Origin of the sequence: Thermobacillus sp. ZCTH02-B1, from assembly GCF_002159085.1 — a bacterium.
Classification (GTDB): domain Bacteria; phylum Bacillota; class Bacilli; order Paenibacillales; family Paenibacillaceae; genus Thermobacillus.
Genome location: NZ_LZRU01000030.1, coordinates 141436 through 154314 on the forward strand (window position 1 = coordinate 141436; position 12879 = coordinate 154314).

11 protein-coding genes are annotated in these 12879 nt (G+C 67.1%); 5 read left to right on the forward strand and 6 right to left on the reverse strand.

Annotated features, from left to right (window positions below):
- The first annotated feature begins 459 nt into the window (after positions 1-459).
- Complete coding sequence (locus A9Z00_RS12535; RefSeq protein ID WP_296977929.1) at positions 460-1749, forward strand: hypothetical protein; 1290 nt, start codon at positions 460-462, stop codon at positions 1747-1749.
- A 166-nt stretch (positions 1750-1915) separates the two neighbouring features.
- On the opposite strand, the gene abc-f is transcribed toward A9Z00_RS12535, so the two are convergent.
- The 3 genes from abc-f to glpK all read right to left on the reverse strand — a co-directional run bounded on the left by abc-f (position 1916) and on the right by glpK (position 5972).
- A complete protein-coding gene (gene abc-f / locus A9Z00_RS12540; protein WP_296977931.1) occupies positions 1916-3517 on the reverse strand; it encodes a ribosomal protection-like ABC-F family protein in 1602 nt (533 codons plus the stop codon).
- A gap of 353 nt (positions 3518-3870) precedes the next feature.
- Complete coding sequence (locus tag A9Z00_RS12545) at positions 3871-4386, reverse strand: hypothetical protein (RefSeq protein ID WP_296977935.1); 516 nt, start codon at positions 4384-4386, stop codon at positions 3871-3873.
- Positions 4387-4481: 95 nt separating this feature from the next.
- Positions 4482-5972, reverse strand: a complete 1491-nt coding sequence (gene glpK, locus A9Z00_RS12550) for a glycerol kinase GlpK (protein WP_296977938.1) — start codon at positions 5970-5972, stop codon at positions 4482-4484.
- A gap of 389 nt (positions 5973-6361) precedes the next feature.
- Between glpK and kduI the strand changes: the two genes are divergently transcribed.
- Genes kduI through A9Z00_RS12570 form a run of 4 tightly spaced genes read left to right on the forward strand, consistent with a single transcriptional unit; the run spans position 6362 to position 9475 of the window.
- The gene (gene kduI, locus A9Z00_RS12555; RefSeq protein ID WP_296977941.1) at positions 6362-7195 is read left to right on the forward strand and encodes a 5-dehydro-4-deoxy-D-glucuronate isomerase; all 834 of its coding nucleotides are present in this window, start codon (positions 6362-6364) and stop codon (positions 7193-7195) included.
- 6 nt (positions 7196-7201) lie between these two features.
- Positions 7202-8026 carry a DeoR/GlpR family DNA-binding transcription regulator gene (locus tag A9Z00_RS12560; protein WP_296977945.1) on the forward strand — a complete coding sequence of 275 codons (825 nt, stop codon included), beginning with the start codon at positions 7202-7204 and terminating at the stop codon, positions 8024-8026.
- Entirely contained in the window at positions 8020-8778 is a 759-nt protein-coding gene (gene kduD, locus A9Z00_RS12565; RefSeq protein ID WP_296977948.1) for a 2-dehydro-3-deoxy-D-gluconate 5-dehydrogenase KduD, read from the forward strand. The genes A9Z00_RS12560 and kduD overlap by 7 nt, the downstream gene beginning before the upstream one ends.
- 31 nt (positions 8779-8809) lie before the next feature.
- Complete coding sequence (locus tag A9Z00_RS12570; protein ID WP_296977951.1) at positions 8810-9475, forward strand: bifunctional 2-keto-4-hydroxyglutarate aldolase/2-keto-3-deoxy-6-phosphogluconate aldolase; 666 nt, start codon at positions 8810-8812, stop codon at positions 9473-9475.
- Between the two features lie 50 nt (positions 9476-9525).
- Here the strand turns inward: A9Z00_RS12570 and A9Z00_RS12575 are convergent, their stop codons facing one another.
- The 3 genes from A9Z00_RS12575 to A9Z00_RS12585 all read right to left on the reverse strand — a co-directional run bounded on the left by A9Z00_RS12575 (position 9526) and on the right by A9Z00_RS12585 (position 12676).
- Entirely contained in the window at positions 9526-10296 is a 771-nt protein-coding gene (locus A9Z00_RS12575) for a sugar phosphate isomerase/epimerase family protein (protein ID WP_296978040.1), read from the reverse strand.
- Between the two features lie 103 nt (positions 10297-10399).
- Entirely contained in the window at positions 10400-11479 is a 1080-nt protein-coding gene (locus A9Z00_RS12580; protein WP_296978042.1) for a Gfo/Idh/MocA family protein, read from the reverse strand.
- 93 nt (positions 11480-11572) lie between these two features.
- The gene (locus A9Z00_RS12585; protein ID WP_483316307.1) at positions 11573-12676 is read right to left on the reverse strand and encodes a Gfo/Idh/MocA family protein; all 1104 of its coding nucleotides are present in this window, start codon (positions 12674-12676) and stop codon (positions 11573-11575) included.
- Positions 12677-12879 lie beyond the last annotated feature (203 nt).

Consider the following 12879-nt stretch of genomic DNA (forward strand, 5'->3'; position numbering starts at 1 on the left):
ATACAGTGTATCATATCCGTCCGGACAAGGGCACCGCTCGGGAGCGGCCGGCCACGCCGCAGACCGGGTTCAACAGCCCGTCCTGCCTGTGCGGGTGTTCAAGAAGTCGACGGGAATCAGCATCCGCGTCCGCATGCGCGCGGTGATCGTCGGCGCGGGAACGGCGGGCTGGCGAAATGCGGCGTCCCGGCGACGGGCCGAATCCGACCGAAGGCGGGCGTGCCGATCGCGCCCGCCTGGTTCCGATATCCGGCGCCGTTCGAATGCTGTCGCGACGGCGGGAAGATTCGCAACTCGCGTCCGCCGTCCCGGACGTGCGGCGGACATGCCGGTACGAACGGTTCAATTTGCGGCCTGACGGCGGGCTTCGACAGCCTCCTCGTCCGGGGCGTACTAAGATGGAAGCGGATCGTTCCGTTGCCCGGAACGCACCATCTGCATCGCAAGGAGGCGGTGTTCATGCGAAACGCGAGACTGGCGGAGCCCGACCGGGCCGCTGCGAATCCGATTGGCGATCATGCGCGGAAGGCGAGGGCGGAGGAGATGCCGGCGGGAATGCGGGAAACGGAAGCGGGCCGGCGGCTGACGCTGCGCCAATTGCGCGATTGGATTGAAGCGCTCAGGGAAGAACATGCGAGGTTGGTCATGCGGGTGGACAGGCTGTCGGCGATGGTGGACCGGATGGCCTCGCGGGACGGGGCGGCATCCGACCGGAGCGATGCCGCGGGGTCGGACCGGGGTGAAGGGACGTTCGGCCGGGAGGATGCCGAAGCGTTGGACCGGAGGGAACCGGCGTTCGGCCGGAGTGATGCGGCGGCATTCATCCGGAGCGAAGTCCCGGCGTTCGACCGGGGGGACGCGGCGGCGCTCATCCGGAGCGAAGTCCCGGCGTTCGACCGGAGCGATGCCCCGAAATCCGGGAGCGATGCCATGCACCGGCCCATGCCAGAGCAGCAGGCTGCCGCGACAGACCGGGCGTCGTTCGGCTTCGCGATCTGGGCCGGCGTCGAGCGGGCGTACGGCGGCGCCGCGGCGATGCCGGCGATCGGACGGGATGACGCTTTTCCCGGCGCCGAACCGCAGGCCAGCGTGCCGAGGCGGTCTGCGGCGCTCTTCCGGGATCGACCCGCGCCGGAGCAGGGACGGCAGGAGCTGCCGATCGAAAGCCTGTTGATCGAGCTGCGCGAAGCAGCGCGCATTGCCGACGAAATTGCGGCGAATGCGTCCGCCGACGAGCCGTGGTCGGCCTCGGCCCATTCGGCAGGGGGACCGGATATGGCCGGCGGGCGGATATCCGGCGGCGATGCATCCCCGGGAGAAACGGCCGGCGGACAAGCCTCCGGCGGCACCAGCGTGAAGCGATCGACCGGCGGACAAGCCTCGGGCGGCGAGTCCCCGGAACGCACGGCCGACGGACCAGCCTCCGGCGGTACGAGCCCGGACCGGTCGACCGGCGGACAATCCATGGACGGCGCGCCCGCGGACCGGTCGACCGGCGGACAGCCCTCGGGCGGCAGGAACATGGATCGCTCGACCGGCGGACCGGCCCCGGGCGGCACATCCGCGGAACGGTCGACCGGCGGGCAGGCCTTGGGCGGGATGATCGCGGCGAACGATCCTTCGCAAGCCCGGATGCGGCATCCGTCGCCGGAAGCCGCCATCCTGATTCCCCGTTCCGAGCGGCACCGCGCCCGCAAGAAGCGCTCCCTGTGGGAGCGGCTGTTCCGCCGGCAACCCGCCGGAAGCTGAACGCGTCCCGGCGGCCGCATCCGGAGCGGCCGCCGGGAAGTCCGTTTCGCCAGCGCATCGCACGCTGCCAAGCGTAAACGGTCGGCCGGAACCCACCTGTTCCCGCCGACCGTCTCGCATGTGGATACCATTTCACGGGAAATGTCAACGCCGCGCCGAACGGAGATCAGGCTTTCCCCAGCAGCCGGCGCAGTTCATTCCGCCTCGCCGCAAGCTTCCGGAACGCCGCATCGAGCGCCTCCGGATCGTCGCTTGGATCCGGCATGCTCAGCTTGCCGATGATCTCCGACAGCTTCATTTCCACCGTCATCAACTCCTCTTCCAGCGCCGGGTCACCGGCTTCCGCCATGCGCGATTTGTGCTCCTCGTATGCCCGGTAGCCGCCCTCGAACACATCCACCCGGCCGTCCCGGATCTCGAGGATGCGATCCGCCAATCGGTCGGCAAACCGCCGGTCATGCGTGACGAACAGCACCGTGCCTTCGTAATCGGCGAGCAGCGATTCGAGCGCCTCGATCGACGGGATGTCGAGAAAATTCGTCGGCTCGTCGAGGATCATCACGTTCACGTCGCCGACGATCAGCTTCGCGAGCGCCGTCCGTACGCGCTCGCCGCCACTCAGCACGCCGACCGGCTTGTGGACGTCGTCTCGGCGGAAAAGCAGCCGGGCCAGCACGGCGCGCACCACCTCCGGCGGCTGCGCGGATCCGTCGGACACATTCTCCATTACCGACCGTTCCGGCCTCAAGATGTCCAGATGCTGGCTGAAATAGCCGATTCGCACCGCCGGGGCGATCGATACGCCTTCGCTTCGCTCCACGATACGCCTCAATAGCGTCGTCTTGCCCGACCCGTTCGGGCCGATCAGTGCGGTTTTGCTGCCCGCGGGCAGCGAGAACCAGACATCACGCCAGAGCAGCCGGCCGCCCACGCGGGCTTCCAGTCCCTCGACGCGGATGACAACCCGGCTGCCGAGGCGCGTCACCTCCGGAACGCTCATCCGCACCCGCTCCGGTTCCCGCGGTTTGTCGACCCGCCCGAGCTTCCCGATGCGCGTCCGGAGCGCCCGGATCGACCGGTGAATGCCCTTCTGCACGGAGCCGAAATAATCCTTGCCCATTCGTGCTTCCGACGGTCCCAGGTTGCGCGGCCTCTTCTCCACGCGGGCCGCCTTCTGCGCCTTCTGCCGGATGGCCTCCTCCAGCTGGCGTCTCTTCTCCACGTAGGCTTCGTATTGCTCCCGATGCTGCCGCCTCGCCAATTCGCGCGCTTCCCGGTAAAACGAGTAATTGCCGCTGTAGGCCGTCACGACGCCGTCCTCGATCGCCCAGATGCGCGTGCAGACGCGATCGAGGAATTCCCGGTCGTGGGAGACGACGACAACCGCGCCCTCATACGCCACGAGCGCCTTCTCCAGCCGCCGGATATGATCGGCGTCGAGATGCATGGTCGGCTCGTCCGCGAGCAGCAGCGCGGCGCGCTCGGCCAGTGCCCGCTCCATGTACAGCGCCGTCGTCTCCCCGCCGCTCAGCGTCTCCTCTTCCGGCTTGATCTGCGGAATGACCGCCCGCGAACCGGCGATCCGGACCGATCCGGCGTCCGGCTGCACTTCGCCGGCGATCAGCCGCAGCAGCGTCGTCTTGCCGGCGCCGTTCATGCCGACCAGGCCGATTCGCTCGCCGTCCGCAATGCGCAGTTGATCGGCCTTGAACAGCCGCCTGCCGCCGACAAACATTTCCACCTGCGATGCTTCGAACAAAATGGTCATGAAAAAAACCTCCCGCACCCTTCGACAGGACAGGAGGCTTGCGTCATGCTTGGGGCACACGAACCGCCGGAAACGCCCGCGTGCAAATGCCAATCGGCGGCGGCCATGCGCACGATGCGCAGGGCATGACCCGGGTCCAACCGCGGCCATGTGCCGCGGCATGCGCAAGATCCCGTCCGGAAACAGCGAACGAACAACACCGCGCCGGATGCGGCACGAAACCGACCGTTCCGCACGGCTTCCGTCATTCGTTCTGCACCGTTCTCCATTCGCCAGGATCAGTTGCGCATCGGACCAAAGGTCACCCTTTCCCTATCCGGTTATCGTGATAGTAGCAGAAAATATCCCGCGATTCAACACACTCCGTCCTCATCCGTGCGCGGCCACAACGCGTCCAGCAGTTCGCCTTCGAGGCAGAACAGGCCATCGAACGCGCGCGCGGCCCCCGCCAGATGCCCGGATATCTCGCGCCCGCGAACCGGTTCGGCTGCCGCAAGGCAGGCGATGAACCGCTCAAGCCCGTCCTCCGCGCGCCGGATCATCGCCTGCAGATCGTCCATCCGTTCGGATCCTTCGTCGAGCGCCCGTTCCAGCAGCGGCCGGAGCTGCTCCTCCGCCCAGGAGGCATGCCCGCGCAGATCCTTCAGCAGATCTCCGGCTTTCTCCGACAGCCAACGGATCTCGCCTTCATGGGAGCGGGCATTCCGGTGCCGGAAGATCGATCGGGTCAGGACGGCCAGTTCGTTCCACTCTTCCATGAGCAGGCTGCGCTCTTCCTGCATCCGCTGCACCGCCTCGCCCAGCGGGTACAGCGGATGCCCGAGCACGGCGTTCAGCTCATCGAGGATGCCATGCGCGTGCGGCTTCACGTCCACCCCTCCGATTCGGCTTCGGTTTGTCTTCAGGGTAGCCGAACCGGCAGCGCAAAGCTGTGAAAAGTGTCACAATCCGCATCCACGGAGGCTCAGAACGCCATCGCCGCCCGCACCGCGCGTTGCCATCCGGCGTACAGCCGGTCGCGCTCCGCCGCGTCCATCGCGGGCTCGAACCGCTTGTCAAGCCGCCACATGGCGGCGATCTCCTCCCGGCTGCCGTACACGCCGGCGCCGAGCCCGGCGAGGCAAGCCGCGCCGAACGCCGTCGTCTCGTAGTTCACCGGACGCTCGACGGACGTGCCGAGCAGATCGGCCTGGAACTGCATGAGCAGATCGTTCATCGCCGCGCCGCCGTCGACGCGCAGCGCCTTCAGCCGGAAGCCCGCGTCCACCTCCATCGCGTCCAGCACGTCCTTCGACTGATAGGCGATCGATTCGAGCACCGCCCGGATGAAATGTTCCTTCGACGTGCCCCGCGTCAGCCCGAACACCGCGCCGCGCACGCTGCTGTTCCAGTACGGCGTGCCGAGCCCGACAAACGCCGGCACGACGTAGACGCCTTCGCTTGACGCGACCCGGGCCGCGTAATGTTCCGACTCGGAAGCGGCCTTGATCATGCCCAGGCCGTCGCGCAGCCACTGGATCGCGGAGCCGGCGACGAACACGCTGCCCTCCAGCGCGTACTCGACCCGTCCCCCCGTGCCCCAGGCGATCGTCGTCAGCAGCCCGTGCTTCGACGGGACGGCCTTGCTTCCGGTGTTCATCAGCATGAAGCATCCGGTGCCGTATGTGTTCTTCGCCATCCCCGGCTCGAAGCATCCCTGCCCGAACAGCGCCGCGTGCTGATCGCCCGCCGCCCCGGCGATCGGCACCTCGCAGCCGAAGAACGCGTTCGGCGACGTGCGGCCGTACACCTCCGACGACTGCCTGACCTCCGGCAGCATCGCGGCCGGCACGCCGAGCAGCCTGAGCAGATCCTGGTCCCATTCCAGCTTGTGGATGTTGAACAACATCGTCCGCGAGGCGTTCGTCACGTCGGTGACGTGAACGGCACCGTCCGTCAGCTTCCAGATGAGCCAGGAATCGATCGTGCCGAACAGGAGCTCGCCCCGCTCCGCCTTCTCCCGCGCCCCGTCGACGTGGTCGAGCAGCCAGCGGATCTTCGTTCCGGAGAAATAGGGATCGACGACCAGCCCGGTCCGCTCCCGGATGAGCGGTTCCGCGCCTTCCGCGCGCAGCCGTTCGCAGATCTCCTCCGTCTGCCGGGACTGCCAGACGACCGCGCGGTGGATCGGCCGGCCGGTCTTGCGGTCCCAGACGACCGTCGTCTCCCGCTGGTTCGTGATGCCGATCGCGCGGATCTCGTCCGGCCGGATGCCGGCCTGCGCGATCGCGTCCGCCGCAACGCGATGGACGGAGCTCCAAATCTCGTCCGCGTCGTGCTCGACCCAGCCCGGCTGCGGATAATGCTGCCGGATCTCCTGCTGGGCCTTCGCCGCAATATGGCCCTCCGCGTCAAAAAGAATCGCCCGCGAGCTCGTCGTTCCCTGATCGATGGCCAGCAGATACGGTCCGCCCATCCTGTCATTCCCCCTGCATGCGTCGAATTTGCCGCGCCGATCGCAACGGCCGGTTTCTTTCGTATGAAAGCGCTGTCTACACTATAGTCGCCGGCCGCCATGCTGTCAACGGTATCGCCGCACGCGGCTTCCGCCGCCCCGGGGCACACGGTGTGCGCCGGACATCCGCCCGCGGGCTCCCCGCGCGGCATGCCCGGCGCAGACGGGCGCGCGGCATCCGGCGGCCGCGGAAAACCGGAACGCCCGGCCGCGGTGGAGGAAGGGAATCGGGGCGCAGCGGAGGAGGAACGGAGCGCGATGGGCCGTTGCGGAATTTCCAATCGTCATATAAAATAAACCTTAACGGAACAAAATGAACGAAAATGAACGATCAAGGAGGAATCCGCACGATGGACATCCGTTACGCCGTGCATCCGCAGGAAGCGAAGAAGTACGACACGTCGGGGCTCCGGGAGCATTTTCTCATCGAGCGGCTGTTCAAGCCCGGCGAAATCGTGCTGACCTATTCCCACGTGGATCGGTTCATCGTCGGCGGCGTCCAGCCGGTCGGTGCGCCGGTCAAGCTGGAAGCCGATCCGAAGGAAATCGGCGCCGCGACGTTCCTCGAGCGGCGGGAGATCGGCATCATCAACATCGGCGGGAGCGGCACCGTGACGGTCGACGGCACGGTATACACCATGGGGCCGAAGGACTGCCTCTACATCGGCCGCGGCGCGAAGGACGTCGTCTTCGCGAGCGACAACCCGGACGCGCCGGCGAAATTCTATTTCAACTCGTGTCCCGCGCATCAGACCTATCCGACGGTGAAGGCGGCGATCAGCGAGGCGACACCGCGCCATCTCGGGAGCATCGAGCAGTCGAACGAACGGACGATCTACCAGTACATCCACGAGGGCGGCATCAGGAGCTGCCAGCTCGTGATGGGCATGACGCTGCTGAAACCGGGCAGCATGTGGAACACGATGCCCTGCCACACGCACAACCGGCGTTCGGAAGTTTACTTCTATTTCGACATGCCGGAAAACGGCGTCGTCTTCCATTTCATGGGCGAGCCGCATGAGACGCGCCACCTCGTCGTCCGCAACGAACAGGCGGTCATCTCGCCAAGCTGGTCGATCCACTGCGGCGTCGGCACGGCCAGCTACACGTTCATCTGGGGCATGGCGGGCGAAAACCAGGCGTTCGATGACATGGATCCCGTCGCGATGCAGGACCTGCGCTGATCCGCCATGAACATGCTGAAACGGCATCAGGCGATCATGGAATTGCTGATCGAGCGCCGCGAAGTGACCGTCGCGGAGCTGAGCGAGCGGCTGAACGTGTCGGGCAAGACGATCCGCGGGGACCTCGCGAAGCTCGAGGAGCGCGGGCTTTTGGTCCGCGTGCACGGCGGCGCGGTGCTCGCGCGTTCCGATCAGCTCGGCATTCTGCCCGGGAGCGGCCCGATCCGCCGCCACCTCACGGAAAAGGCGGAGATCGCCGCCGCGGCGCTCGAGCTGATCGAGCCCGGCGACACGATCGCCCTCGACGGCGGCTCGACGACGCTGGAACTGGCGAAGCGGCTTCCGGACGAACCGCTTACGGTCGTCACGAACGATGTCTTCATCATCGGCGAGCTCGCGCGCAAGCCGGAAATCCGGCTCGTCGTGCCCGGCGGCAGCCGCGTGCGCAACATGCTGACCGGTCCGGAAGCGGTCCGGTTCGTGCGCGGCCTGAACATCCGGAAGGCGTTCCTGTCCTCGACGGGCGTGCATGAAACCTGCGGCTTTTCCATCTATACCGGCGAGCTCGTCGAGTTCAAGCGCGCGCTGATCGAGACGGCCATGCACCGCTACATGCTGGCCGACCGGCACAAGTTCGGCGTCGTCGCCCTGCGCACCTTCGCCGCGCTTGCGGACGTCGACCGGCTCATCACCGACAGCGGGCTGGACGCGGAGACGGAAGCCCGGTTCACGGCGGCCGGCGCCCGGATCACGAAGGCGTCCTGCGCGCTTCCGTCCGCGGCGGCCGCGGAAGAAACGGAACAGGATCGCAAGGGGGAATTCCGATGGTGAAAAGCTTGTTCGATCTGACGGGCATGAACGCGTTCGTCACCGGCACCTCCGGCGGGCTCGGGCGGGCGATGGCGATCGCCCTGGCGGAAGCCGGCGCGTCCGTCGCCCTCGTGTCCAGCTCGGGCAGCGCGGAGACGGCCGGCATCATCCGCGGCTTCGGCGGCCACGCCGAGGACATCCCGGCGGACCTGAGCCGTCCGGAAGAGGCGGAGCGGGCATGGAACCGGGCGGTCGAACTCTTCGGCCGGATCGACATTCTCGTCAACAACGCCGGCATCATCCGGCGCACGCCCGCGGCGGAACATTCGCGCGAAGACTGGGACGCGGTGATCGCGCTCAACCTGAACGCCGTCTTCATCTTGTCCCAGCTTGCCGGAAGGCATATGATAAAAAACGGCTACGGCAAAATCATCAACATCGCCTCCATGCTGTCGTTCCAGGGCGGCATCAACGTGCCGGGTTACGCGGCCAGCAAGCACGGCGTGGCGGGCCTCACGAAGGCGCTCGCCAACGAATGGGCCGGCAAGGGCGTCAATGTGAACGCCATCGCGCCGGGCTACATGGAGACGAACAACACGGCACCGATCCGCGCGGACGAGCAACGCTATCGCAGCATATCCGAACGCATTCCGGCGGGACGCTGGGGCGTGCCGGACGACCTGAAGGGACCGGTCGTCTTCCTCGCGTCGCGCGCGTCCGACTATGTGCACGGGCACATCCTCTGCGTGGACGGCGGCTGGATGGCGCGATAACCGCGGGAATTCCGAAAGGAGCCTTGACGCGATGAAGAAAATCGAATTGATCCGCAAGCTGCGCGACGCCGGCGTCGTCGCGGTCCTGCGCGGCGATTCGCCCGAAGACGTCGTGCGGATGGCGGAGAAGGCGATCGAGGGCGGCATCCGGGCGGTCGAGATCACGCTGACCGTACCGTTCGCGCTCGAGGCGATCACCACCCTGGCGAAAAAATATCAGAGCGGCGACCCGTCGGCGGCGAATTACGCGATCGTCGGCGCCGGCACCGTGCTGGACAGCGAGACGGCGCGTTCGGCGATTCTCGCCGGTGCCGAATTCGTCGTCTCGCCGGGGATCGACGAGCCGACGATCCGGCTCTGCAACCGGTACCGGGTGCCCGTCATGCCAGGCGCGATCACGATCGCCGACATCACGAAGGCGCTCGAGCTCGGCGTCGACGTCGTCAAGCTGTTCCCGGGCAACATGTTCACGCCGTCCATCATCCCGACGCTCAAGGGGCCGCTGCCGCAGGCCAACCTCATGCCGACGGGCGGCGTCTCGCTGTCCAATCTCGGCGAGTGGATCAAGGCCGGCGCGTTCGCGGTCGGCATCGGCGGCGATCTGACGAAGGAGGCCGTCAAGACCGGCAACTACGATCTCATCGCCGAGAAGGCGCGGGCCTACATGGATGCGTTCCGCAAGGCCAAGGCCGATTAGCGCCGCGAAAAAGGGCGGTCCGGCATGCAGCCGGACCGCCTTTGTCCGTCTTACGATTCCGCCCGCTCCGCCAGATACCGCCAACTGATCGCGAGGCTCTCGAACGGGTCGCGCCGGCAGACGTCCTGCTCGACGACGTACCATTCCATCCCGACCGCGCGGCAGGCGTCCAATATCGCGTCCCAGTTCATGTTGCCCTCGCCGATCTCGGCGAAGTGCGGCTCGTCCCCGACGACGGCCATGTCCTTCAGGTGGACAACCTTCATCCGGCCGTCCAGCCTGCGGATCCAAGCCGCGGGATCGGCGCCGCCCGCCTGCGCCCAGTACGTGTCGAGCTCGAAATGGAACGCGTCCGGATCCGTCTCCTCCATCAGCAGCTCCAGCGCCGTACGTCCGCCGAATTTCGCAAACTCCATCCGGTGGTTGTGGTAAACGAACTGCAGCCCCGCGTCGCGCAGCCGCTTCGCCGCCTCCGACACTTCGCGGATGAACGCCCTTAAGCCTTCGATCCCCGCTGCAAGATACTGCCGCGGCATCATCCCGAGGCCGACGTACCGGCAGTTCCACAACCGGTGCTCCGCGATGACCGCGTCCAGATCGTCCACGAGCCGCGCGTACGGCACGTGCGTCGCGCAGATCGCAAGGCCGTGCCGGTCGGCCGAAGCCTTCACTTCGCGCGGATCGATCGGCCCGATCGCCGACACCTGCACCGCCGCATACCCGATGGCGGCGACGCGGGCGAGCGCGCGGTCGAGCTCCTCCGCCGTCCGCGTATATTCGCGCAGCGTATAGAGCTGCGCCGCAATCTGCTCCTTCCTCACGCGCAATCCGCCCCTTCTTCACGCAGCAGCCGCTTTTCCGGCGAACCGTTTTCCCCCTGTTCCGGCCGCATCCGTCAACCCCCCGTGCCGCCTCGGCAGTCGCTCAACCGTGCACCCGCTCGGCCATGGCCTGCGCGGTCAGGCTCAGCTCCGCCGCCTTGAACGCGTGCTCCTGCGTCATCGCGTGCTCCGTCCGGTTCAGGCAATCGAGGATGAGCCGGCCGAAGAACGGATAGCCGACCTTGCCGGTGCAGTCGATGTGGAACTCGCCCTCGCCGTTCACGAGGTACAGATGCCCGCCCGCCGGCGACCGGGCGATGTCGATGTATTTGCGCAGCTCGATGTAACCCTCCGTGCCGAGGATCAGCGTCCGCCCGTCGCCCCAGGTGCCGAGCCCGTCCGGCGTCAGCCAGTCGACGCGGAAATAGCCCGTCGCCCCGTTGTCGCCGAGCAGCGTCGCGTCGCCGAAATCCTCAAGCTCGGGGTACTCGGGGTTGCGGTAGTTCCCGACCTTGCTGTGCAGCACCTTCGCGTCCCGGCATCCGGCGTAGAACAGGAACTGCTCGGCCTGGTGGCTGCCGATGTCGCACAGGATGCCGCCGTACTTCGCCTTCTCGAAAAACCACCCCGGCCGCGACGGGGCATTCAGCCGATGGGGACCGAGCCCGAGCACCTGCACGACGCGCCCGATGGCGCCCGCCGCGATCAGGTCGCCCGCGTGCACGGCGCACTCCACATGCAGCCGCTCGCTGTAGTAGACGGCGTACTTGCGCCCCGTCTCCGCGCAGGTCCGCCGCGCCTCCCCGAGCTGCTCCAGCGACGTGAACGGCGCCTTGTCGACGAAGTAGTCCTTGCCGTGGCGCATCACCTTCACGCCGAGCGGGCCGCGCTCGCACGGAACGCCGGCCGCGGCGACCAGCATCACCTCCGGGTCCTGCAGAATGGCGTCCGCCGAAGGGGCGACCCGCACGCCCGGATACGTCTTCACGAAGCGCTCGACCTTCGCCGGATCGTCGTCGTAAACCCATTTCAGCGTGCCGCCCGCCTCGATCAGCCCGTTGCACATGCCGTAAATGTGACCGTGCTCGAGCGCCATCGCCGCGAACACGAACTCGCCCGGCTTTACGACCGGGTTCGGCTTTCCCTGCGGCGCATAGTTCATGCCGTCGCCCTTCACGCCCATCGTCCCTTTCGTACCGTCATCCAAACCAAAACGTCCGCCGCTTCAAACCGCCGCGCGCTTCACGTTCCCTCGTCCCGCGTCCCGCGAGCCGCTTCATCCTTCCGCCGCCTTCGCCTTCCGGCGCCGCGATTCGGCGATCCGCGCCTCGAGTTCCTCCAGGAACCGGTTCTCGTCGATCGGGAATTCGACCCAGCCGTCCGTCCAGGTCGACAGCAGCATCGCGTTGGACAGCATCAGGCCGTGGATGCCTTCCCGGCCCGGCGCGATGAGCGGCGTCCCCTTCAGCACCGCGTCCGTCCAGTTCTGCAGGATGGCCCGATGCTGGCCGCCGCTTCCGGGTTCGACCGGCACCTCCACCTTCCAGCATTCCGGCTTGTCGAACAGGCCGCGGCATGTCGCGTTGAACTCCGGCTCGGACACCCGGAGCCTCCAGAACGACAGCCTGCCGTCCTCGATGACGACCTTGCCCCGCGTGCCGGCCACCTCGAACCGGTTCGTGCCCGGCGCCTCGGCCGTCGTCGCGACGAACACGCCGGTGCCGCCGTTCTCGTACTCGACGTAGGCCGTCACCTCATCCTCGACCTCGATGTTCCGGTATTTGCCGAAGTGGCAGAACGCGCGGAGCCTTCGCGGCCGGAGCTGCGTCGTCCAGAGCCACAGGTCGAGCTGGTGCGGGCACTGGTTGATCAGCACGCCGCCGCCCTCGCCCTCCCACGTCGCGCGCCACGTCCCGGAATCATAGTAGCTCTGGGGCCGGTACCAGTCCGTGATGATCCAGTTCGTCCGCCGGATCTCGCCGAGCTCGCCGCTTGCGGCCAAATCGCGCAGCTTGCGGTAGAGCGGATTCGTCCGCTGGTTGTACATGATGGCGAAGACGGTGCCCGCCTGCTCCGCCGCCTCGTTCATCTCCCGCACCTGCTTCGTGTACACGCCGGCCGGCTTCTCGACCAGCACGTGCAGGCCGTGCGCGAACGCCCGGATCGCGAGCGGCGGATGGCTGTAATGCGGCGTCGCGATCACGACGCCGTCGATCTCGCCGGACGCCATCATCGCCTCCGCGTCGCGGAAGCGCTTTACCCGCTCGCCGTACCGCTCCCGCGCCCGCTCGAGCTTTTCCGGATCGGGATCGCACACCGCCGCCAGCACGCCGCCCTCCACCTCGCCGCGCGCCAGCATGTCCGCGTGCGCGGTACCCATGTTGCCGAGCCCGATCAATCCGATCCGCAGCAACCTCTTCACCCCTTCATCCGGATGTGCGGATGCCCCGCACGATGGATTCGCCACCATCCTACCACGCCGGCGGGGGCGGCACTTTCACGACGGTAGCCGAATGGAGCGGAAGTTTGACTCTGGTTGACTTTCTGCCCATCAAAAAAACTCCCGCCCGGCCGCCGCAGGTT